A 22016-nucleotide genomic window follows, 5' to 3' on the forward strand; every position below is an offset into this window, starting at 1 on the left:
AGGCGGGCATGGGAGCACAGCGTGCGCCGGCAGACCTGCCCGATGGCTTCGGAGTGGCCGTTGTCCGGGAGGACGGCAAGTGGCGGTGCGCCCCTATGCGTTCGTCCTCGTTGAAGAGCCTGACCGCGGCCGAGACCGAGCTGTGTGAGCTGCGCAGTGCCGGGGCGGTCTTCGGGCTGCTCGACGTGGATGACGAATTCTTTGTGATCGTGCGGCCGGCACCTGCGGGAACGCGGTTGCTGTTGTCGGATGCGACGGCTGCGCTGGACTACGACATCGCCGCCGAGGCGCTGGAAAGCCTGGATGCGGACCTCGAACAAGAGGATCTCGAGGACTCGGATCCGTTCGAGGAGGGCGACCTGTCGGTGCTGTCCGACATCGGTCTGCACGAGGACGTGCTCGGCGTGATCCTGTCCGAGACCGACCTGTACGCCGACGAGCAGATCGGCCGGATCGCCCGCGAGATGGGTTTCGCCGATGAGCTGTCGGCGGTGCTCGACCGGCTCGGTCGGTGAGTGCCTCTGACGACGCCCTGATCCGCGCGGCGCTGGAGGCTGCCCGGACGGCCGGTCCTCGCGATGTGCCGATCGGCGCGGTGGTGTTCGCCGCCGACGGCACCGAGCTGGCCCGCGCCGCCAATGTCCGTGAGGCCACCGGGGACCCTGCCGGGCATGCCGAGATCGTGGCGATGCGCGAGGCCGCCCGGGTGCTCGGCGATGGCTGGCGGCTGGAAGGCGCGACGCTGGCGGTGACCGTCGAGCCGTGCACGATGTGCGCGGGTGCTCTGGTGCTGGCCCGGGTGGCGCGGGTGGTGTTCGGCGCGTGGGAACCCAAGACCGGGGCGGTCGGCTCGCTGTGGGACGTGGTGCGCGACCGCAGGCTCAACCACCGTCCCGAGGTGGTCGGCGGAGTCCTGGCCGACGAGTGCGCGGCCCTGCTGGAGGAGTTCTTCGCGGCCCAGCGGTGAGTGGGTGTCGGTGGCGCCCCGAACTCGCGCCGAGTGTGGATTGGTTGCGAGTTTTCGGCCGATTCTTCGCAACAGATCCACTCTCGCCGGTTGAGAGCGCGTATCAGCACCCGTGCCGGCCACGATTAGGGCTTGCGGCGCTCGCCCGGTAAGCTGCCACACGGTGGCGTGTCCGAGCGGCCTAAGGAGCACGCCTCGAAAGCGTGTGACGGGTAACCCCCGTCCGAGGGTTCAAATCCCTCCGCCACCGCCATGAGATCGATGTTCAAACCCAGCGAAAGCTGGGTTTGAACATTTTCATCGCCACCCACTGCCGCCGGGTTGTGCGAACCAGCCGCCGAATGTCGGAAGACCTTAATACGACAACAGATGCACAGGTGCGCTGGGCATTTCTATGGTGAAGTAAGACCCTTTAACTGTGAACGGTTGCCAACTCAACCGGGCCTCGACTGGTCAGCTAAGCAGTTGGCTCAAAATCGACCATGTCGAGTAGGTCGGAAAACTTATCCAGGGTCAAGTCGGGCTCCCTATCGAGCTCAGCATTATCGCGAAGTTCTTTTTCTCGTTCCAAGTCGGCATCGGTCCAATGCGTTACACGAACAAGCCGTGTCCAAAGGCCGGGGTCGACTGCGACGCCGTAACGAGCCCAAGCTGAAAGCACGCTTGCAGAATTCGCCATGGACACGTCTCGAATTAGGCTGTCGCCCAAGTATAGAGTTGAGCGATAATCAACACTAAGCTGCTCACAGATGTCGCGCAGCGCTTTGGGGTTCGGTTTGCGGTCTTCGGCGGGTAATAGAGTTACGAAGTCGTCTTCCTCGTTTCGCTTTAGATCCGAAGATCCCAACCGCTGGTCGGGCGCGTATAGTCTCTTGATAAGTGGCCGTATGCCTAGCTTGCGGATCCTGTCGGCTCCGTTAACAGCGCGAGCGTCAGTATAAGCGACAATGGGAATGCCCATGTCGGTGATTACTGCAAGGGTTTCATGCACCGTGGGATAGAGTTGGAGATGGGCCTTCCTGGCCTTGTTGAAAGCGTGGAAGGCCGGATCAAGCTGTTGCTTTATTTCTTCTTCGCTGAGGCCGGCGAAGAGTTCCTGAATGCAATGGGCCTCCCGTAGCGCGAAGGGATGTTCGGAACTGCCATGGTGCTGATGGACTGAGCGTATGTCATCAAGAAGCACATCTCTTCGAATGGGCCACCTCGTAACCGCAGCATCAATCATCGCATAAAACGCAGGTACAAATGATCCGACCCAATCGTAGAGGGTGTTGTCGAGGTCGGTGATTAGGAGCGATATTTTGTGCTTCACGATTCAATCACCGGCGACCAGTCGCTCAACATCAATCTCCGTTCCTCACTATCGATGTCCAACGTTGCTTTCCATCTCTGTATGGCTGAAAATTCGCCCTTTCGTAGTGAGCGCCAAATTTGGAGTTCTAGTTCGGCGGGTGTGAAATGGAGGAGATTGAAATAGTTGCTTTCGCCATCGGTCTCCTCTGAGCCGGCGCTTCCGCCGCCGATAATTGAAAGCTCACCCAATTTGTATTTCAGATTTGTCTGCTCTGGAAGTTCGTATACTGAAGATCTCCAGATAAATGCACGATGCTTGTGCCCGTGAAGGGCCAACTGCACACCGTATTTCACTGCCATTCGCTGTATCCGGACAGCATCTACTGCGATGCCGTAGCCCCTCGAGTAGTCTCCGGCATCCTCTAGATCCTCCGTCAGAGTGAGATGATGATGGACCGCGAGCATTCGTAGGGCAAGCGTTTTCTCATTGGTCGTCCACCCGAGGTCGGCCGCGACCTCACCGAAGCTTGCTTCTTGAATCCGGCCCATCCCTGCCAGGAAGTTCTTTCCTGTGCTGAGTGAAGACGAGTTCAGGCCGCAAACTTCCAGCGAAAGGCCCGAAGGTAACAGAAAGCGTCTCCCCATAGATAGGTGCAAATTCGGATCGTGGCCAAAGAGCTGCTGGTAGAACTCCGCGTAATTGCGTTTCGCGTCCTCTGGTGCGTTTTGGACTTTGGCTCCGTAGTTGTACGTTTCGTCGGTACTCCATGTAATATCGTGGTTTCCGGGAATGACAACAAGGTGATCTCGCCCTAAGTCGAATAGGCCAAGTAAGCGCGTGAGAGATTTCCGAGCTTCTTGGTACTCGTCTGAACTGCCCATGAAGGTCAGGTCGCCGGTGACGACGATCAGGCCGACAGTTCGACCTTTTAGTGCTCGATTTATTGCTTCTACCAGCGTTGTTCGCGTGGTATCGCCGACCTCACCCTCTAGTCGCCACACGTGCTGCGCCCGATGTGATCCCAAGGCAAAATGTGGATCAGTAATGTGAAGGACGACATCGGAGTTGCACCTCACCGGCTCCGCTGAAATAGCTGCTGACAGTGCCGGAACGCCGAGAATTAGCGCTTCGTCGGAATCGGTGGAGACGGCTGGGCACACTTTCCAGATGGTCGTGTCCATGCCTGTCAGCTCTTCTGCTGAAAGAATTCGTTTGCCGACAAATTTTCGTAGTGTTACTGGAGTGTAGTTCGGTAATGAAGGAGCTTCCGCATAGGAATACCTAGAGAAGAATTGAATGGGTTCACCGATATCGGTTAGCTTCATCCATGCCCGACTAAAGGGGCTTTGCCGATAGTAATTCGGGATCAGTTCGCGTTCGCCGTTCGGTACGTCTACAAGTTGGGAGGAACCTAGTTCGTCATGTGGTTCCACGATGCCTGTGACTGTTGCGAACCTCACCTTACCGGTGCCGGAATCAAACAATCCTATGCGCTGTGATTCATTGCTCTTGATCGACGCGCCCAACTCGCTCCAAAGCCCGTGCCGACTATCTTCGGCCGGCCGCTTCCACCATCCCCACCAGCACGCACCGAATTTATCGATGATCTTCCGGTGTTCCTCAACAGTGGGGGCGACAAGGTCCCTGAACCGGAACAGGAATTCGATATTTGTGACTTCGTCGACCACAGGTACCTCCATAGACTTGCGTGTGCAGACCATCAAATTAGTAGATCGTTGTCTCGAGCCGTACCGTCTAGTGCGCCGCGGCTGCGTGGGTCGCGAACCAGGAGTGATCGGATGGCTTCAACTCGCCGGCATCCTCTTGGATTGCACTGCGCGCGCGATCTTGCCCACCTCCAAGGCATCATGATGCACATATTGCCTCCGCGCACCGACATTTGTTTGGGTTCTGCTCGCGGGCGGCCTTCGAATCCATCGATCGGAACGCGGGTTGTGGTGTCTGACGAGTCGGCGTCTGGACGCGACCTCAGGTTGCCAGGCAGCGGGCAACCGAAATTCCGTGCCGCGTTCCTAGCAGCCGTGGCACGGAAGCGCTGGCGCGCCACATATAGGAGGTCCAGCCTGACCTACGAAAGCCATCCACTCACCTCCGCCATAAACCCGCTTCCTGTCTAGGGAGGTAGCGGGTTTTTGCCGAGCGCTGCGGCACCGCGGTTCCCGGGAAACCCGTGGCCAACCGCTTGCTGGGCGCATGCCGAACGTGCAGTCTTCGGTGACCACCCCAGACAACGCCGCTGCACGCTCGTCACAGCGCCTGGCACGGCACATCAACGGCAAGCCGTCAGTCGGGAGACAACCGCAGCACCGGGATGGTCCTGATTCCGTCGGTGCGCCTTTTGTACACGCCCCAGCCTTTGTTGAGCCGGTCGGTGGCCAGGGTGTACAGCCGGTCGCGGTCTGACCCGCTGACCGCGCGGGCGACGAACCGCCCACCGCGCGGCCCGATGTGCAGCTCGCATTCCGGATGGGCGAGCAGGTTGTGATACCAGCCCGGGTGGCGGTCACGCCCATAGTTGGAGGCGATCAACACCACGTCATCGCGATCGGTGAAGTAGGCCAGTGGGGTTTCGAACTTCTTGCCGCTGCGTGCGCCGGTCGAGGTCAGTACGAGCACGGGGACGCCCTGGCTCAACCGCATCCGCCCACGGCTCGCGTTCAGCACCGGGGCCTCCAGCGGCACGACGAACCGCCGCCACACCGCCGCGGCCCGCTCGGTGGTGAACAGCTTGCCCCCGATCAACCAGAAGAACTCCCGCTTCCACCGCGGTCGGGTCTCCAGGTTGACCCGGGGGATTCCGTTGAGCGAGCCGGACATGGTGCAGCCCTACTCGATCCGCGTCCACGGCGCGAAGGCGTTGCGTTGCCCGCGCAGCGAGGGCTCGAGCTCGGGATAGTGACGCAGCAGCACCGAGGTCATGTCGTTGCGGTCGATCCAGTCCATACCTTCGGGGGTGTAGACGCGCGGCGTGAAGTCCACGGTGAAGAAGCGGTCGCTCTTCAGGCGTCGGGTCGCCATCAATACGAAGATGCGGAATGCGGTGTCGCTGAATCCGAATCCCTCGGGCAGCTTCTCGCCGAACATGCCGACCGTGGTGTCGACCTTCTCGATGTCGCCCCCGTAGATCTCGGCCATCGTGGCGGCCGTCTCGGCGTCGCCGCCGCTGATCTGATCGAAACTCGTCACCGGATTCAGCCGTAGTGCGCGGCGGAAGTCGTTGTAGCGCGGGACCCCACGTTCGCGGGAACGCAGGATGTCGGTGGCGATCATGTCGAGCGTGTGCTCGTCGGTGCGCTGGAAGTCCCGCATGAGGGTCGGGCTGTTATGCAGGGTGACCGCGCCGGGATGAGCGACGCCCAGGGAGTACAGGCTTTCGGCCACACCCATGCTCTTGAGAACCCCCCGGGAGTTCGCACCGCCGTGGATGTCACCGAAGGTGAGCATGCGCGGCTCGACTCCGGTTGTGAGGCTGAGGAATTCGTAGTCGTCGGGAACCAACGGATGCATCCGGTATACCGTGACGAAGTCCTCGGTGATCGAATACGGCGCGGTGTGGTGGTCGGTCGTCGAGCCCGGGATGCCGCTGAGCACATCGCTGGAACTCAGTCGGCCGAACAGCTCCTTGACATGCTCTCCGGCCAAACCGAACCAGTTGGCCCGCATGCCGATCTGCAGGGTCGGATGGCCCAGGATCGCCGGGGTCCATTCGATGGTGTGGATCTTGGCGATCAGTGCGGCATTGATCAGCCGCGCCTTGTTGAACAGCTGATCGTCGGACCAGTGCGAGTACGACGCCTTCAGACGGTCGCAGATCGCGTTGTGCTCGCGCATGAAGATCGTGCCCATGAGCTCCATGCCCAGCCACCACCCGTCCGCGCCGCCGGCAGCGCCGATCAGGGCCGGGTCGATGTCGATGAACCCGTCGGCGTCGATGCGCACCTTGCCGTCCCGATGGGTGCGGACGGCGTCCTGGAACTGTTGGTTGCTGCCGTAGATCTGCGAGGCATCCCACCAGTGGGTCTCGGTGTTCAGGAAAGTCGTGCAGGTCGTGTCGTTCCGCTCCGCCGTGGGGTCGGCGGTCGTGGCGGGGATCTTGATGGTGTCCTCGGGCCAGTCGTCACCGTCGGGTCGGGGAATCTCCAGCATCCGATTGGCGTCGGTGCCGTGGCTGAACCAGTCCCGGGTCTCGAACTGCAGCCAGGCCGCGGCCAGCACGTTGAGCGTGGTGGCCGGCCGGAATTCGCGGCGTTGCAACAGTTTTGTGCTGATCAGTCGGGGATTGGGATCCATCAGCTGCGGCAGCGTCTCGGCGCGACCGTCGGCCGGCGGCACATTGCGTCCGAATCGGGTGTTGGCCATGCCCATCGACGGGGCGGCAATGTCGTTGTAGGAGCCGTTGGCCGTCCGGACGGTCAGGTATTCGGTCGGGGCCAGCGTCGGTGCCTCCGGTGGCCGGCCCTGATAGGTGTCGAACAGGTTGTGTTCGCGCAACGCGTCTCGGATCCCGACCAAAACCGAGATCCCCAGTATCGGCGGCAGCTTGTCCCAGCCGATCCGGCGGTCGATCAGCTCAGTGGTCTTGAGGAACAGCCTGGTGGGCAGTGACGGCTTCGGGGGTGGCGTCCAAGGTGACATCGGGGCGTCCTTTCCATACGACGATGGCGAGAGCGGTGTTGATTGCGGAGATGACGGTGGCCGTCACGCCGTGACGGCGCGGCAGATCGCCGCGGGCTGTGGTGACGGCGGCCGACAGTGTGTCGGTGGCATGGATCAGGACGGCGAGGTTCTCGGCCCGACGCAGTTCGCTGCCTCGCAGTAGGAGCAGATCCAGCCCGATCAGCACGGTCCTGATGCCGAACATCCGGAACGGATAGCTCGCCGAACGGTCGCGGGTGGTGTCGACTCCCAGTCGGGTGAGCAGTCTTTCGGGCGCCACAAGGGCGGTCGCGCCATTGATGATCCGGATCACCGCGAGCGCGGTGCGTGCTGCTGTCGGGCTCAGCATGTCTAGATCTTGGGTGTTCGCCGGCGCCGGGGCATGAGTAGTCGGCTACTTGTTTTGCGATGTCTTCGTCGAGGGTCTGACACCAAAAGGCGTAATGGGTAGACCAAATAGCGTTCGTCACGCAAAATGGTCGGCGTGGCGGATGACGGCGGTGCCTACCTCGGCAGGATGCGGATCCTCGATGCGAAACCGGTGAACCTCGACGGGTTCAGTGTGGCCAACCCGGAGCTGGGCCTGGTCGCGATGCGCAGCCCGCATGATCCGGAACCGTCGCTGGTGCTGCGTGACGGCCAGGTCATCGAGATGGACGGCAAAGCCGCCGCCGACTTCGACGTGATCGACGAGTTCATCGCCCGATACGGCCTCGACCTCGACGCCGCGCCCGAGGCCATGGCCATGTCCGACGCCGAACTGGCCCGCAAGACCGTCGACCTCAACGTGCCGCGCGCCGAGGTGGTCCGGCTGATCGGCGGCACCACGCCGGCCAAACTCGCGAGGGTCATCGCCGTACTGACGCCGGTCGAGATCCAGATGGCGATGGCCAAGATGCGGGCCCGGCGCACCCCGAGCAATCAGGCCCACGTCACCAACCAGCTCGACGATCCGATGCTGATCGCCGCCGACGCGGCCAGCGCGGTGGCCTACGGGTTCCGCGAGGTGGAGACCACGGTGCCGGTGCTCGGGGATGCGTCCTCGAATGCCGTTGCGCTGCTGATCGGTTCACAGGTCGGGACTCCGGGCGCGATGGCGCAGTGTGCGATCGAGGAGGCGCTGGAACTGCGCCTCGGTATGCGCGGGCTGACCAGCTACGCCGAGACCATTTCCATCTACGGCACCGAGCAGGTGTTCGTCGACGGCGATGACACGCCGTTCTCGAAGGCGATCCTGACGAGTGCCTACGCGTCGCGCGGGCTCAAGATGAGGGTCACCAGCGGCGGCGGTGCCGAGGTGCTGATGGGTGCGGCCGAGAAATGCTCGATCCTGTACCTGGAATCGCGGTGCGTGTCGCTGGCCCGGGCGCTGGGTTCCCAGGGTGTGCAGAACGGCGGCATCGACGGGGTCGGTGTGGTGGCCTCGGTGCCCGAGGGCATGAAGGAGCTGCTCGCCGAGAACCTGATGGTGATGATGCGGGATCTGGAGTCGTGCGCGGGCAATGACAACCTGATCTCCGAGTCCGACATCCGCCGCAGCGCCCACACCCTGCCGGTGCTGCTGGCCGGTGCGGACTTCATCTTCTCCGGGTTCGGCTCGATCCCGCGCTACGACAACGCGTTCGCGCTATCCAACTTCAACTCCGACGACATGGACGATTTCCTGGTCTTGCAACGGGATTGGGGTGCCGACGGCGGCCTGCGCACGGTATCGCCCGAGCACCTGGCCGCAGTCCGTCGAAGGGCGGCGACGGCCGTGCAGGCGGTGTACCGCGATCTGGGTCTGGCGGATTTCGACGACAGCCACGTCGAGGAGGTGGTGATCGCCAACGGGTCACGCGATCTGCCGCCCGGCGATCCGAAGGCCGTCGCGGAAGCGGCCAACGCCATCGAGGCCAGGCAGCTCACGGTATTCGACGTGGTCGCCTCCCTGAAGCGCACCGGTTACGACGAGGAGGCCGAGGCCGTCATGCGGCTCACGTCCGAGCGTCTGCGTGGTGACCAGTTGCAGACCTCGGCGATCTTCGACGAGCAGTTCCGGGTGCTGTCCAAGATCACCGACCCGAACGACTACACCGGTCCCGGAACGGGTTACACGCCGACCGATGAGCGCCGGGCCGAGATCGACAACATCCGTCAGCAGCGCAACGGCGCCGAGCTCACCGCCGACCAGGCCGCGCATGCCGGCCACATCACCGTCACCGACCTCGAACCGGCCCGGCAGGGCAGCGATCCCCGCGAGGTGGTCATCGGGTTGTCCCCGGCGTTGGGCCGCAGTGTGTGGCTGAGTCTGTGCGGCCTGCCGATCGGCGAGGTGATCCGCCAACTCTCCGCCGGGCTGGAGGAGGAGGGCTGCGTGCCGCGGTTCGTCCGGGTGCGCTCCACCATCGACGTCGGCCTGATCGGCCTGACCGCGGCCAAGCTGTCCGGGTCGGGCATCGGAATCGGATTGCAGGGCAAGGGCACTGCGCTCATTCATCGGCGGGATCTGGCGCCGCTGGCCAACCTGGAGCTGTTCAGCGTGGCCCCGCTGTTGACCGCGCGGAACTATCGCGAGCTGGGCCGCAACGCCGCCCGTCATGCCAAGGGCATGGCGCCGGTGCCGATCCTGACCGGCGGCACCGACGAGTCGATATCGGCGCGCTACCACGCCCGCGCGGTGGCCCTGGTGGCATTGGAACGTGAGGCCAGTGAACCGGGCCAGGCGCCCGTTACGGTGGAGGTGACGCGGGCATGAGTGAGGAGTCCGCCCAGAAGTTTTCAGTCGCAGCAGCCGTCGACGGCAAATTGGACCTGTCGGATCTGCGGATGGACCCGGCCACGCTCGCGCACCAGGCTGTCGTCGCCGAGGAGAACGGCAACCCGCAGCTCGCCGAGAACTTCCTGCGTGCAGCCGAATTGGCCACCATCGACGATGAAGAGGTGATGGGCCTGTACGAGGCGCTGCGCCCGCACCGCTCCACGGCCGCCGAACTCGACGCGTTGCAGGCGTCACTGGAGACCCGCGGCGCGGCGCGCTGTGCCGAGCTGGTGCGGCAGGCCGCCGTGGTGTACGCCAGGCGGGGTCTGTTGCGGTGACGTCGGTTCCCCGCGTCGTGGCCGGCATCGACGTCGGCAACCACACCACCGAGATCGTCCTGGCCCGAATCATCGACGGCACCGTCGAGCCGATCACCCACGGCCAGGCGCCGACCCGGGGCCGCAAGGGATCCCGGGACTCGTTGGAGGGAGCGGCGGCGCTGCTGCACCGCATCGAGGTCGACGCTTCGGTTCGGGCCGATGAGTTGGCGCTCTCGGCGATCCGGCCGGTCGACACCGAAACCGCCCCGCTGGCCCCGGCGCCGTCGCCGCGCTCACCGGTGCGCAGCTTGCGCAAGCCCGATGCCAGCACCCCGGCCGGTACGGGGTACGCCGTCGGCCGGCACGTGCCGCTGCGGGAACTGGTTTCTGAACCGCAGGCCGGTCCGGTGATCGTCTCGGTTGACGGCGACGCCGATTTCGAGGTCGCCGCGGCTGCGATCACCGCCGCGGTGTCCCGGGGCTGGACCATCGAGGGTGTACTGGCCGCCCAGGACGATGCGGTGTTGATCCGCAACCGGATTCCGCTCGACCTGCCGGTGGTCGACGAGGTGATGCTCGACGGGTTGGCCTCCGGCGTGCTCGTCGCGGTGGAGGTTGTGGCCGAGGGGCGCGCCTACCGCGCCCTGGCAGATCCGATCGCGCTGTGTGCGGCTTTGGAACTCGGCCACGAGCAGATCCACGACGTCGCCGAGTTCACCAGGGAACTTTCGGATTCCCCGGCCATCGCCGTGACGGCGCGCACCGAGGCGCCGGAACCGCCTGCGGTGGACGACGATTACGTCGAGTTTCGGATCGATGGGCGAGTTGTGCGCTATTCGCCTGCGCAGGCCCACGCGATCCTGCGTCGCGAACTGCCCGGCAGTGTGGTGCGGATCCGGTTGCGCTCCATCCCGACCGCCGACCATGAGATCGCCCTCGACGACGCCTTTTTCACCGACCTCGCCGCCCTCGACAGCGGAACGTGGCTGCGCCGTGGCGTGGCGGATGCCCGCGGCACGGTGGTCGCCCTGCTGGCGGCCGATCATGTCGAGGATGCCGCGACGACACTTGCCGCGCTGACCGGGCGTCCGGCCCACACGATCGCAGGAGAGCCGGAGGCCGCCGCGCGGGGGGCACGCACCACACCGGGGCTGCCGCCGGATTCGGTGGTGTGCGATATCGGCGGCGGCACCATCGATCTGATCGGCCCGGATCGCACGGTCACGGCGGCGGGGGCGGGGGAGACCATCACCGTCGCGGTGGCGCGCATGCTGAACATCCCGCGGGCACTGGCCGAGCGGGTCAAGCGCACCCCGGCGATCCGGGTCGAGGGGCCCCATGTCGCGCACGAGGAGGACGGCCGACGCCTGTTCCTCGACGCACCGGCCCCGGCCGACGCGATCGGCCGGCTGTGCACCCGCGGCACCGCCGGGTTGGTGCCGTTCTCCACCAAGCTGGCGGCCGAGGAATGGCGCAGTCTACGGCTGGCGATCAAGCAGGAGACCGTGGCGGCCAACATCGCCCGCTGCCTGGCCGCATTCGAGAAACCCCCGACTGCGTTGGTGTTGGCCGGAGGTGGAGCACTCGATGACGAACTGCTGCGCACGGTCGGCGAATCCCTGCGCAGCCTGGGAGTTGTGGTGGGGCGGGCCAACATCGACGGGGTGCACGGCCCGCGGTTTGCGGTCGCCTCGGGCCTCGTCCACCTGTCGGCCGGCTAGCCGGTAGCCCGCAGGAAGTCTCCGGAGATCTTCACCGCCGGCGTCGACGAGTCACCGCCCACCACCAGGGTGGCGAACGCGATGTCACCGGCGATACCGGCGAACCATCCGTGCGAGTGCGTGTTGTCGCCGAACTCGGCGGTGCCGGTCTTGCCGCCGAGATCGGGGATGTCGCTCAATTGGCTTGCGGTGCCCTCGGTCACGGTCTTGCGCATCATGTCCCGCAGTGCCCCGGTGACGGCGGCCGGCAGCGACTCCGAGGGGGTATCGGCGGTCACCTTGTCGCCGTCGACCAGGGTGGGCAGGATGGTCGAGCCGTGCGCCAGGCTGGCCTCGGCGACCGCGAGGCCGAACGGGCTGACCGTCACGGTTCCCTGGCCGATACCGTTCTCGACCCGCTGGGCGGCGGTGTCCGCGTTGGGAACCCGACCGGTCACCGTGGTGAGCCCCGGGATGGTGAAGTCCACCCCGATGCCGAAGGCTCGGGCGGTCTTGGTCAGTGCGTCAGGGGGCAGCTTGTCCGACAGGGCGGCCATGCTGGTGTTGCACGAATGCGAGAACGCCGACGCCAACGGCACCGTCCCCAGGTCGAAGTCGTCGTCGTTGGGGATGGTGCGGTTCTCGATCGTCAACCGGCCGGGGCAGGCCACCGGGGTGTCCGGGGTCGCCAGGTTGGCTTCCAGGGCGGCAGCGGTGGTGATGGTCTTGAACGTCGAGCCCGGCGGATAGAGACCCGAAAAGGCAATGGCGCCTTGCGGGTCTGCGGCGGTGTTCTGCGCGGCGGCCAGGATGCCGCCCGTCGAGCCGGAGATCGCGACCACCACGGCGGGCCGGGCCTCCTGGGCGACCGCGTGTTGAGCAAGCAGTTGCAGCCGCAGGTCCAGCGTGGTGCGCATCGGGTCGGTCGGCGCCGGTGGTTGCGCGGTCAGCCGCTGAGCGGCTGCGCCCTTCCCGTCGACCAGATAGACCGACCACCCGGCGGCTTTGGTGATCCGGTCGTGCCACAGCTGCGCCAGCCCGCCGATGGCGGGTGAGGACAACTGGCGGTCGGCTGTCAGCAGCTCACCCTGCTCGGCCACCGTCACACCCGGAACCTGGGTCAGTTGGTCGCGCACCGCTGAGAGGTCGTCTTCGCGCAACTTCATCACCGTCACCCGGTCATCGGAGTTCGACGCGAACTGTGCGCCGATGGATTCGGCGGTGGTGGTGGCATCGAAGGGGGCCAGCAGCGCGGCCAGTGGGGCGGCCGAATCCAGGTGGGCGCGGTCCAGGGAGATCACACCCACGGTCTGCCACGTCATCAACGGCTGACCGGTCCGGTCGAGCACTGGGGTTTGCAGGTCGCTGTCGGTGCTGTATTGAAACCTCAAGCCGTCCCGCAGATCTCGGTGCAACAGCGTCGGCGTCCAGGAGATGCGCCAGTCGTCACCGGTCTTGGTGGCGGTACCCGTGGTGTCGTAGGCAAAATCGTGGCCTTCGCCCCAAGACCACTGATACTTCAGTGTCGCGCCGGACTCGGTGCCGTCCTCGGGTTCGGCGCTGACCTTGACCGCGGCGGCATCGCCCATGCCGTCGAACATCGACTTGATTGCCGGCTCGGCGGATGCGGGGTCGGTGGTCTGTGCGGCTGCTCCGCCGGCGTCTTTACGCTGCAGGGCATCGGCGAAGGCGGCGAAGCGGTCAGCCGGGTCGGGAGAGGAGGAACATCCCACGATCGGGAGAAACAGGCACAGCAGCAAGAGCAAGGCGCGCCGTTGAGTCATGCTCCCAGCATGACATCAGCGAGTCAGGCGGCCTTGTCGGTGCCTGACTCGTGGTCCGACCCGGCCTTGGGCTTGGCCTCCTGTTTCGGCTTTGGCTTCGGCTTGAACGAATCCCTGACGTTCGTCGTCACGTCCGACACCGCGTTGCCCACGTCGTCGCGCCGCTGTACGGGGGTGCGTTTGACCGGCTTCCTGGGGACATAGGCCCCGTCCTTGGTCTCGACTTTCGGCTCAACGACCTTGGGGATGTCCTTCTTCTCCGCGTTGCGTTCGGTGGGTCCCGACGTCGTCGAAGGCGATGTGGTAGAAGGCAATCCGTTCCTGAAGTTGTCCGCGCCCTGCTGCAAGGCGTCGGGCAGCTGGTTGATGGTCTCGGCAATCCGCTTGGGTGGGGTGATCAACGAGAAGCGGGTCGGCGTGTCGGCATTCTGGTAGTGACGGTCGGTGTAGCCCATATCGACGCCGAGCTTGAGTGTCGGCTCGATCGCGCCGAGCACCGGCTCGGTGAATGCTGTGGTGTTCAGCGCGGTGGATACGTCCCGGATGGGCTGCAGCAAGGGCAGATGCTCGGTCTTGACCAGGATGTAGGTGTCGGTGGCCCCGCCGGGCTTCTGGACGGTCTTGACCAACAGCCCGTCCGCGTCGTTCAGACCGGTGGCATCCGGGGTCGGATCACCGTGCAGATAGAAGAACCCCGCGGCGGCATTGGCCAGTGACAGCGGGTTGGCATAGGCCGGGAAGTCACCGATCGGGTCGTACTCGATGGTGACGAAGGTTTGGCTGTAGGGGGTGGACGCTGCCGCGCCGGTGCTGGTGAACCCGAGGAGTCCGAGCGGCCCCAGATCCGGGAAGCGGGCATAGATTCCGCCGTTGGGAACCGTCGGTGCCGCGATGTAGACGAATTCAATGTTCCCGCCGGGATCCACCGTTCCGGCATTCAGTTCGCGCTTGTAATTCTCGGCGACGAGGGACCCCTCGGAGTAGCCGACGATGTAGACCGTCCCGTTGGGGCCGACCTGGGTGCGGGCGACGCCCACTTGCTGGATCAGCGGCGCGCGCCCGTCAGCCACACCCGAATCGATCGGCAGCGAGGCCGAATATTCGACGGCCTTGTATTGGTCGTCATCGACGCTGACGAACTTGTTGTTGTACGGAACGTACTCGCCGAGAAACTTGTCCTGGATCCGCGCACTCTTGGTGTCGCTTGCCCCGCCCACCCCTACGACAGCGTTGTTGCCCGGCAGGGTGGCCGCGAGCGCGTCGGCGACCTGTCCGAACGTGAGGACTGCCGCCAAGCCGGCGGTGGCACCGGCCACCACGGCAGCGGATGAACGCGCGCGCTTACGGTGAGTGGCCACGGTGCTCCTCAGATCGTGCGGGTGGAAACGACTGAGAACGGAGCGTGGGCCCGGGGTCAGTCCGGGCCCACACTATGCCAGATGTTTGCTAGTTATGACGAAACTGCTAGGGGCAGGACACTTCGAGCTCAAAAGGCTTGGTAACCATGCCCGTTCCACCGGCGCCGGTCGCTTCGCCCTTGATCGTGTAGGTGTTGCCATCCTTGGTGGCTTCTGCGCTGCCGCCGGGAACGCCGGGGGTGTAGCCGAGGCTGACGCCGTCGATATTGCCCAACGCCACGGCGGTCACCGATGGCTTGTCGCCCTCGCTGAGCGTGGCGGTGACTCCGGACATGCCTTGTCCGACGGACAGGCTGACATTGCCTGCGACCGTGGCACACACGACTGTGCCCTCCAGCTTCTGCTCTTTGCCGTCGATGGAGACGCGGGCGGTGCCCGTGCCCGTTGTCGCCGTGGCACCGCCGGCCTCGACCGACGCGGTCGCCGACGCGGTCGCTTTCGTGTCGCTGGAAGTGTCTTTCTTGTCGCTCGACGAACAGCCAGACAGGCCTGCGACGACGATCGCGGCGCCGCCTACAGCCACCAGGAACTCACGCTTCACCACTGCTCTCCTCACGGTTGCGCAGCCCGTCATGAGTGGCGGGCTGTCAGGCAGAAGTATGGAGTTTGTGCAGGTCGTGGGCGTGGGTTTGAGCGAATTGTTCGCCATGGGGACGGGGCGGTCGTAAGTTCAGCGTCATGCAGACGTTGCGCACACCGGAAGACCGTTTCTGCGATCTGCCTGAATTTGCTTACCTGCCAGAGTATTCCGATGTCGATGACGCGGATGGCGGTCATCTGCGGGTGGCCTGGGTCCAGGACGGCCCACCCGATGCCGATCCGGTCCTGTTGTTGCATGGGGAACCATCGTGGTCGTTTCTCTACCGTCGGATGATTCCGGTACTGGCCGGGGCGGGGCATCGGGTCGTCTGCCCAGACCTGGTCGGCTTCGGCCGCTCGGACAAACCCACCCGCATCGAGGACCACAGTTACGCGCGCCATGTCGAGTGGATGCGGGCGCTGGTCTTCGACGTGCTGGACCTGCGGCGGGTGACCCTGGTCTGTCAGGACTGGGGTGGCCTGATCGGGCTGCGGTTGGCTGCTGAACACCCCGACCGGTTCTCCAACATCGTTGTCGCCAACACCGGGCTGCCCACCGGCGACATCCCGATGCCCGAAATCTGGTGGCAGTTCCGCACCGCGATCCAGAACTTGCCCACGATCGACGTCGGGCGGTTCGTGGCGGCAGGCTGTCGGCGCCCGGTCAGCGATGAGGTCCGTGCGCCCTACGACGCGCCGTTCCCCGACGACTCCTACTGCGCGGGCCCGCGGGCGATGCCCGGCCTGGTGCCCACCTCGCCCGACGATCCGGCCTCGGCCGCCAACCGGTCGGCATGGAAGGTGTTGTCGGCCAGCCAGACTCCGATGCTGGTGGCGTTCAGTGATGGTGATCCGATCACCGGCGGCATGGCGCCCATCTTCAAGCGGGAGATGCGCGGCGCGCAGGGGATCGACCATCCGGTGATCCGCGATGCTGGTCATTTCCTGCAGGAGGATGCCGGCGAGGAACTCGCTGAGGCGATCGTCGAGTTCCTGGCCGGCCGTTCACCTACGGGCAGGTGACCGCGATGTCGAACGGCATGTCCACCGGCGAGCTCGGTTCGTTGGGATCGATGCCCATGCCGGTGCCTGTGATGGTGTAGCCCTTGCCGTCGCGCGCCGCCACCACCGGGGCACCCGACAGGCCGGAGAGATAGGTCAGCGACGAACCCTCGCCGTTCACGTCACCGATGTTCACCGACTGCACCACCGGGGCCTCACCGTCGGTCAGCGCGATGGAGGCCGGCATCTTGCCCTCGATGCTGATCGTGGTCAGGCCGTCCTTGGTCTCGCAGCTGACACTGGTGACCGGGCCTGCGTCGTTGGGACCGAAGGTGACCCGGCCCTGGCCGGACTTACCTGAAGAACCCGACTCCTGCGACGAACATCCGGCGACGGCAGCCAGACACACAGCAAATCCGGTGGCAATGACAATGGGGCGGCGCATGACCAAATTCACGTCCGCAGTATGGTCGCGTCCGCCCCCGTGACGGAAATCGGACGAGCATCCGGTTGAATACCTGGTGTGGACCAGCCGTATTTCACCGTGGAGGCCGAGTTGCCCGGCCGACTCGGTCGGGTCGGGACCATTCACACTCCGCACGGCGATATCCAGACTCCGGCGTTCATCGCGGTCGGCACTGCGGCCACCGTGAAATCGGTTCTTCCCGAGACCATGAAACAGCTTGGTGCTCAAGCGGTCCTGGCCAATGCCTATCACCTGTACCTGCAGCCGGGCCCGGACGTCGTGGCCGAGGCCGGCGGGCTGGGGGCGTTCATGAACTGGCCCGGCCCGACCTTCACCGACAGCGGCGGCTTCCAGGTGATGTCGCTGGGTGTCGGGTTCAAGAAGGTCCTGGCCATGGACACCGAGCGGCTGCAGAAAGACGACATCATCGCCAAGGGCAAAGAACGGCTGGCCGTCGTGGACGACGACGGCGTCACGTTCCGCTCGCATCTGGACGGCTCGAAACACCGGTTCACCCCGGAGGTGTCGATCGGCATCCAGAACAAGCTCGGCGCCGACATCATCTTCGCGTTCGACGAGCTCACCACCCTGGTCAACACCCGCGCCTACCAGGAAAGCTCGGTACAGCGCACCCATGAGTGGGCGGTGCGGTGTCTGGTCGAGCATCACCGGCTGCAGGGGCTGTCGCCGGAGCGGCCGCGGCAGGCGCTGTTCGGCGTGGTGCAGGGCGCCCAGTACGAGGATCTGCGCAGGCAGGCCGCGAGCGGGCTGGCCTCGATCGGGCAGGAGGCCGGGCCCGCCGAGGGGCTGAGCTTTGACGGCTACGGCATCGGCGGCGCGCTGGAGAAGCAGAATCTGGCGACCATCGTCGGCTGGGTCAGCAGTGAGCTGCCCGCGGACAAGCCGCGCCACCTGCTCGGGATCAGCGAGCCCGATGACCTGTTCGATGCGGTGGCCGCCGGAGCCGACACCTTCGACTGCGTATCGCCGTCGCGGGTGGCGCGCAATGCGGCGGTGTACTCGGCGACGGGGCGGTTCAACATCACCGGGGCCCGGTACAAGCGGGACTTCACCCCGATCGACGCCGAATGCGATTGCTACACCTGCGCCAACTATTCACGCGCCTACATCCGGCATCTGTTCAAGGCCAAGGAGATGCTGTCGGCGACGCTGTGCACGATCCACAACGAGCGGTTCGTGATCCGGCTGGTCGACCAGATCCGGGCGTCGATCGTGGCCGGTGAGTTCGATGAGCTGCGGGCGCACGTGCTGGGGCGGTACTACGGGGTGCCCATTAGTTGAACTGCGGCTTCTTCTACGCGTGCACAATAAGTAGATGGTGACCGTCACCGACGATCAAGCCCCGCAGGCCCTGCTGATGCAGCTGCTCGACCCGGCCTGCCGGGCCGATCCTTACCCGACGTACAACCGGATCCGTGAGCTCGGACCCCTGCACCTACCCGAGTCCAACCTCACGGTGTTTACGTCGTTCGCCGACTGTGACGAGGTGCTGCGACACCCGGCGTCGCGCAGCGACCGGACCAACTCCACCATCGCCCAGCGGCAGCTCGAGTCCCAGCCTGGGCCGCGTCCCAGCGGCGCGACGAATTTCCTGTTCCTCGACCCTCCCGATCACACTCGACTGCGCAAGCTGGTCAGCAAGGCCTTCGTGCCGAAGGTGGTCAAGGCCCTCGAACCCGACATCACCGACCTGGTGAACGGCCTGCTCGACGGCGTCGAGAGGCGGGGGAGTTTTGACGCCATCGACGACCTGGCCTACCCGCTGCCGGTGGCGGTGATCTGCCGCCTGCTCGGCGTGCCCGTCGAGGACGAGCCGAAATTCAGTCACGCCTCGGGATTGCTGGCCGCCTCGCTGGACCCGTTCCTGGCCCTGACCGGTCATACCTCGGATCTGTTCGATGAGCAGATGAAGGCCGGGATATGGCTGGGCGACTATCTGCGCGAGCTCATCGATGCCCGCCGCAGTGTTCCCGGTGAGGACCTGATGTCCGGGCTGATCGCGGTCGAGGAATCGGGGGACCAGCTCACCGAGGACGAGATCGTCGCGACGTGCAATCTGCTGCTCGTCGCCGGACACGAGACGACGGTCAACCTGATCGCCAACGCGACGCTGGCGATGCTGCGCCATCCGGCCCAGTGGGCCGCGCTCGGGGCGGACGCCTCGCGGGTGGCCGCGATCATCGAAGAGACCATGCGGTACGACCCGCCGGTGCAACTGGTGGGCCGAATTGCCGGTGATGACATGACAATTGGTGACATCACGATCCCGGCCGGCGACACCATGCTGCTGTTGCTGGCCGCCGCGCACCGTGACCCGGCGGCCAGTGAGCGGCCCGGCGAGTTCGATCCGGACCGCGAGAACATCCGGCACATTGGGTTCGGCAAGGGCCCGCATTTCTGCCTGGGCGCACCGCTGGCCCGGTTGGAGGCGTCGGTGGCGCTGTCGGCGGTCACCGCGCGGTTCCCGCAGGCCCGCCTGGCTGCCGACCCGGTGTACAAGGCGAACCTGACCTTGCGAGGGATGTCGACGTTATCCGTGGAGATTTAGACGATCTGCCACGGATTCATCGAAGAAATCGTCCAACACTGACGAAAACCGCAATCTGTAGGTACGGTTCTTCGGCATGCGGATCCTCTTGGTCGGTGCCGGCGGCGTGGGTGCCGCGTTCTGTGCGATCGCGGCCCGGCGCGGCTTCTTCGAGCAGATAGTGGTGTGCGATTACGACGAGGCCCGGGCCGCCACGGCGGTCGACGAGGTCGGCGACCCGCGGTTCAGCGCCGCCCAGGTGGACGCGAGCTCGGCCGAGGCCGTCGCCGCACTGGTCCGGCAACACAACATCACCCACGTGATGAACGCCGTCGATCCCCGGTTCGTGATGCCGATCTTCAACGGTGCCCTGGCCGGTGGCGCCGACTACCTCGACATGGCGATGAGCCTGTCGCATCGTCATCCCGACAGGCCCTACGAGCTCACCGGGGTCAAGCTCGGTGACGAACAGTTCGCGGTTGCCGACGACTGGCAGGCCGCGGGCAGGCTGGCCCTGGTCGGCATCGGTGTGGAACCCGGGCTCTCCGATGTCTTCGCGCGCTACGCCGCCGATCATTTGTTCTCCGAGATCGACGAGCTCGGCACCCGCGACGGGTCCAACCTCACCGTCGACGGTTACGACTTCGCGCCGTCGTTCTCGATCTGGACCACGATCGAGGAATGCCTGAACCCGCCGGTGATCTGGGAGGCCGACCGCGGCTGGTTCGTCACCGAACCATTCAGTGAGCCAGAGGTTTTCGACTTTCCCGAAGGCATCGGCGCGGTCGAATGCGTCAACGTCGAGCACGAGGAAGTGCTGTTGATGCCACGATGGGTGGACTGCAAGCGCGCCACGTTCAAGTACGGCCTCGGCACCGAGTTCATCGATGTGCTCAAGGCTCTGCACAAGGTGGGGCTCGACCGCACCGACAATGTCACGGTCGGCCCCGTCCAGGTCAGTCCCCGCGACGTGGTCGCGGCCTGCCTGCCCAACCCGGCGACGCTCGGCCCGCAGATGCACGGCAAGACCTGTGCGGGGCTGTGGGTGACGGGCACCGGGAAGGACGGTAACCCGCGCTCGACGTACCTGTACCACGTCGTCGACAACCAATGGTCGATGGCCGAGTACGGGCATCAGTGCGTGGTGTGGCAGACCGCGATCAATCCCGTTGTGGCGCTGGAACTCCTGGCCAACGGAACCTGGAGCGGCGCCGGCGTGCTGGGCCCGGAGGCGTTCGACGCGGTGCCGTTCCTGGATCTGTTGAAGGACTACGGCTCACCGTGGGGCCTCAAGGAGCTCGCGCCGTAGCCCGGTGGCGGTCAGCAGTATCGCGAGCACGATCGCCGCAGCGGTGACGGCCGCGGTCACCGGCCAGCCCAGCCACCCGACGGCGGCGGCGCCGAATGCGGTACCCAGGCTGCCGCCCACGAAGTACACCACCATGTAAGCGCTGTTGAACCGTGCCGGCGCGGCCGGGTCGATGGCCAGAACCGTGCTCTGATTGGCCACTTGAGCGGCGAACAGCCCGGCATCGAACACGGCCAGGCAGACGAGGGTGGCCACCGGGTTCGACAGGCACCCGCCGAGGGCGATCGCGCCGAAGGCGGCGATGAGCAACCCGACCATCATGACTCGTCGTGCGCCCACACGGTCGGTCCACACCCCGGCGATGCGCGTGGCGACAATGCCCAATAGACCGGCGAGGGCGTACAGGCCGATCCGCTCGGCTGAGTATGAGTACGGCGGCTGAGCCAGCGCGACGGCCAGGCCGGCCCACACCGCGCAGAATGCGAAAAACCAGAGCGCGCCGCGTACCGCGGCGATGCGCAACGTCGGGAATCGCAGGTACAGGCCCGGCAGGCTGCGAAGCGTCGCCAGGTAGCCGCTCGTGGCGGAACCGGCGGTGGCGGGCAGGGTCCGCAATGTGACGAGTGCGGCGACGACGCACGCGAGTGCGAACACGACCAAGCCGCCCCGCCATCCCAACACGTCGGTCAGCCACCCACCGGCGATGCGGCCGCCGATGATCCCGGCCGAGATGCCCGCTGTCACAATGCCCAGCGCGGTGGCCCGACGGCCGTCCGGGACGAAGCGCGCGGTGATCGAACTCAACTGCGCACCGACGGTGGAGCAGGCACCGATCACCCCGACCGTGAGCCCAAGGATCCACACGGCACCGGCTGCGGCGTTGGCGGCCAACGCCGCGGCCAAGGCGCCGAACTGCGCTGCGAGTATGTATTTCGGCGGAAACCGGTCGACGAGCGGCACCAGCATCGCGAGCCCCAACAAGTAGCCGACCGGACCGCACGCCAGGGCGATCCCGACCTGGGCGACCGAGATGTCAAGGCTGTCAGCGACATCGGATATCGCCGGTTGCAGTGGGTAGATGGCGGCGGTGCCGAGCGCTGCGGCAATCGTCATGAACCACACGGTGGTTCGGTGTATTTCGGCCTGCGGTGTCATGTCGGTGACGGTATGAGCACGCGCGCCGGGGTGCTGGCGGAAATCGGACCACGCGGT

The 22016-nt window shown here is 65.4% G+C and carries 19 protein-coding genes and 1 tRNA gene; 10 read left to right on the top strand and 10 right to left on the bottom strand.

Annotated elements, in window-relative coordinates:
- Positions 1 to 8: 8 nt before the first annotated feature.
- The 3 genes from ACZYZ7_RS16115 (at position 9) to ACZYZ7_RS16125 (ending at position 1220) form a co-directional block, all read left to right on the top strand.
- Positions 9 to 515 carry a tRNA adenosine deaminase-associated protein gene (locus ACZYZ7_RS16115; protein WP_135459364.1) on the top strand — a complete coding sequence of 169 codons (507 nt, stop codon included), beginning with the start codon at positions 9 to 11 and terminating at the stop codon, positions 513 to 515.
- Positions 512 to 967 (top strand): nucleoside deaminase, encoded by a 456-nt coding sequence (locus tag ACZYZ7_RS16120; protein WP_135459363.1) that lies wholly within the window; start codon positions 512 to 514, stop codon positions 965 to 967. The genes ACZYZ7_RS16115 and ACZYZ7_RS16120 overlap by 4 nt, the downstream gene beginning before the upstream one ends.
- A gap of 162 nt (positions 968 to 1129) precedes the next feature.
- Positions 1130 to 1220: transfer RNA gene (locus ACZYZ7_RS16125), tRNA-Ser, on the top strand.
- Positions 1221 to 1424: 204 nt separating this feature from the next.
- Here the strand turns inward: ACZYZ7_RS16125 and ACZYZ7_RS16130 are convergent.
- The 5 genes from ACZYZ7_RS16130 to ACZYZ7_RS16150 all read right to left on the bottom strand — a co-directional run bounded on the left by ACZYZ7_RS16130 (position 1425) and on the right by ACZYZ7_RS16150 (position 7287).
- Positions 1425 to 2279 carry an HAD family hydrolase gene (locus ACZYZ7_RS16130; RefSeq protein WP_463741321.1) on the bottom strand — a complete coding sequence of 285 codons (855 nt, stop codon included), beginning with the start codon at positions 2277 to 2279 and terminating at the stop codon, positions 1425 to 1427.
- Positions 2276 to 3949, bottom strand: coding sequence for a metallophosphoesterase family protein (locus ACZYZ7_RS16135; RefSeq protein ID WP_463741322.1), 1674 nt, complete (start codon positions 3947 to 3949; stop codon positions 2276 to 2278). Before ACZYZ7_RS16135 ends, ACZYZ7_RS16130 begins: the two co-directional genes overlap by 4 nt.
- Positions 3950 to 4565: 616 nt before the next feature.
- Positions 4566 to 5099 carry a nitroreductase family deazaflavin-dependent oxidoreductase gene (locus tag ACZYZ7_RS16140; RefSeq protein ID WP_463741323.1) on the bottom strand — a complete coding sequence of 178 codons (534 nt, stop codon included), beginning with the start codon at positions 5097 to 5099 and terminating at the stop codon, positions 4566 to 4568.
- A 9-nt stretch (positions 5100 to 5108) separates the two neighbouring features.
- Positions 5109 to 6917 (bottom strand): peroxidase family protein, encoded by a 1809-nt coding sequence (locus ACZYZ7_RS16145; protein WP_463741324.1) that lies wholly within the window; start codon positions 6915 to 6917, stop codon positions 5109 to 5111.
- On the bottom strand, positions 6853 to 7287 hold the full coding sequence (locus ACZYZ7_RS16150; RefSeq protein ID WP_463741325.1) for a hypothetical protein: 435 nt from the start codon (positions 7285 to 7287) through the stop codon (positions 6853 to 6855). Before ACZYZ7_RS16150 ends, ACZYZ7_RS16145 begins: the two co-directional genes overlap by 65 nt.
- Positions 7288 to 7455: 168 nt before the next feature.
- Here ACZYZ7_RS16150 and ACZYZ7_RS16155 point away from each other — a divergent pair, with 168 nt between their 5' ends.
- The 3 genes from ACZYZ7_RS16155 to ACZYZ7_RS16165 are packed head-to-tail and all read left to right on the top strand — an operon-like array spanning position 7456 to position 11719.
- Positions 7456 to 9675 (top strand): propanediol/glycerol family dehydratase large subunit, encoded by a 2220-nt coding sequence (locus ACZYZ7_RS16155; protein WP_463741422.1) that lies wholly within the window; start codon positions 7456 to 7458, stop codon positions 9673 to 9675.
- Positions 9672 to 10016 carry a diol dehydratase small subunit gene (locus ACZYZ7_RS16160; protein WP_135459359.1) on the top strand — a complete coding sequence of 115 codons (345 nt, stop codon included), beginning with the start codon at positions 9672 to 9674 and terminating at the stop codon, positions 10014 to 10016. The genes ACZYZ7_RS16155 and ACZYZ7_RS16160 overlap by 4 nt, the downstream gene beginning before the upstream one ends.
- On the top strand, positions 10013 to 11719 hold the full coding sequence (locus ACZYZ7_RS16165; protein WP_463741326.1) for a diol dehydratase reactivase ATPase-like domain-containing protein: 1707 nt from the start codon (positions 10013 to 10015) through the stop codon (positions 11717 to 11719). The genes ACZYZ7_RS16160 and ACZYZ7_RS16165 overlap by 4 nt, the downstream gene beginning before the upstream one ends.
- Here ACZYZ7_RS16165 and ACZYZ7_RS16170 read toward each other — a convergent pair.
- The 3 genes from ACZYZ7_RS16170 to ACZYZ7_RS16180 form a co-directional block, all read right to left on the bottom strand.
- Complete coding sequence (locus tag ACZYZ7_RS16170; RefSeq protein ID WP_463741327.1) at positions 11716 to 13482, bottom strand: penicillin-binding transpeptidase domain-containing protein; 1767 nt, start codon at positions 13480 to 13482, stop codon at positions 11716 to 11718. The genes ACZYZ7_RS16165 and ACZYZ7_RS16170 overlap by 4 nt on opposite strands.
- Before the next feature lie 23 nt (positions 13483 to 13505).
- Entirely contained in the window at positions 13506 to 14840 is a 1335-nt protein-coding gene (locus ACZYZ7_RS16175; RefSeq protein WP_450072524.1) for a PE-PPE domain-containing protein, read from the bottom strand.
- 106 nt (positions 14841 to 14946) lie between these two features.
- Positions 14947 to 15441 carry a lipoprotein LpqH gene (locus ACZYZ7_RS16180; RefSeq protein WP_450072525.1) on the bottom strand — a complete coding sequence of 165 codons (495 nt, stop codon included), beginning with the start codon at positions 15439 to 15441 and terminating at the stop codon, positions 14947 to 14949.
- A gap of 137 nt (positions 15442 to 15578) precedes the next feature.
- Between ACZYZ7_RS16180 and ACZYZ7_RS16185 the strand changes: the two genes are divergently transcribed.
- Positions 15579 to 16502 (top strand): haloalkane dehalogenase, encoded by a 924-nt coding sequence (locus ACZYZ7_RS16185; RefSeq protein ID WP_450072526.1) that lies wholly within the window; start codon positions 15579 to 15581, stop codon positions 16500 to 16502.
- Here the strand turns inward: ACZYZ7_RS16185 and ACZYZ7_RS16190 are convergent.
- On the bottom strand, positions 16489 to 16938 hold the full coding sequence (locus tag ACZYZ7_RS16190) for a lipoprotein LpqH (protein ID WP_135459352.1): 450 nt from the start codon (positions 16936 to 16938) through the stop codon (positions 16489 to 16491). The two genes, ACZYZ7_RS16185 and ACZYZ7_RS16190, sit on opposite strands and share 14 nt — an antisense overlap.
- A 66-nt stretch (positions 16939 to 17004) precedes the next feature.
- Between ACZYZ7_RS16190 and tgt the strand changes: the two genes are divergently transcribed.
- From tgt to ACZYZ7_RS16205, 3 genes are all read left to right on the top strand, one after another.
- Positions 17005 to 18249, top strand: a complete 1245-nt coding sequence (gene tgt, locus ACZYZ7_RS16195) for a tRNA guanosine(34) transglycosylase Tgt (protein WP_450072527.1) — start codon at positions 17005 to 17007, stop codon at positions 18247 to 18249.
- A gap of 34 nt (positions 18250 to 18283) precedes the next feature.
- The gene (locus ACZYZ7_RS16200; RefSeq protein ID WP_450072528.1) at positions 18284 to 19516 is read left to right on the top strand and encodes a cytochrome P450; all 1233 of its coding nucleotides are present in this window, start codon (positions 18284 to 18286) and stop codon (positions 19514 to 19516) included.
- A 76-nt stretch (positions 19517 to 19592) separates the two neighbouring features.
- Positions 19593 to 20804 (top strand): saccharopine dehydrogenase family protein, encoded by a 1212-nt coding sequence (locus ACZYZ7_RS16205; protein WP_450072529.1) that lies wholly within the window; start codon positions 19593 to 19595, stop codon positions 20802 to 20804.
- Here ACZYZ7_RS16205 and ACZYZ7_RS16210 read toward each other — a convergent pair.
- Entirely contained in the window at positions 20772 to 21917 is a 1146-nt protein-coding gene (locus ACZYZ7_RS16210; RefSeq protein WP_450072530.1) for an MFS transporter, read from the bottom strand. The two genes, ACZYZ7_RS16205 and ACZYZ7_RS16210, sit on opposite strands and share 33 nt — an antisense overlap.
- Positions 21918 to 22016: the final 99 nt, after the last annotated feature.

It is taken from the genome of Mycobacterium sp. IDUB_17 (assembly GCF_055419465.1).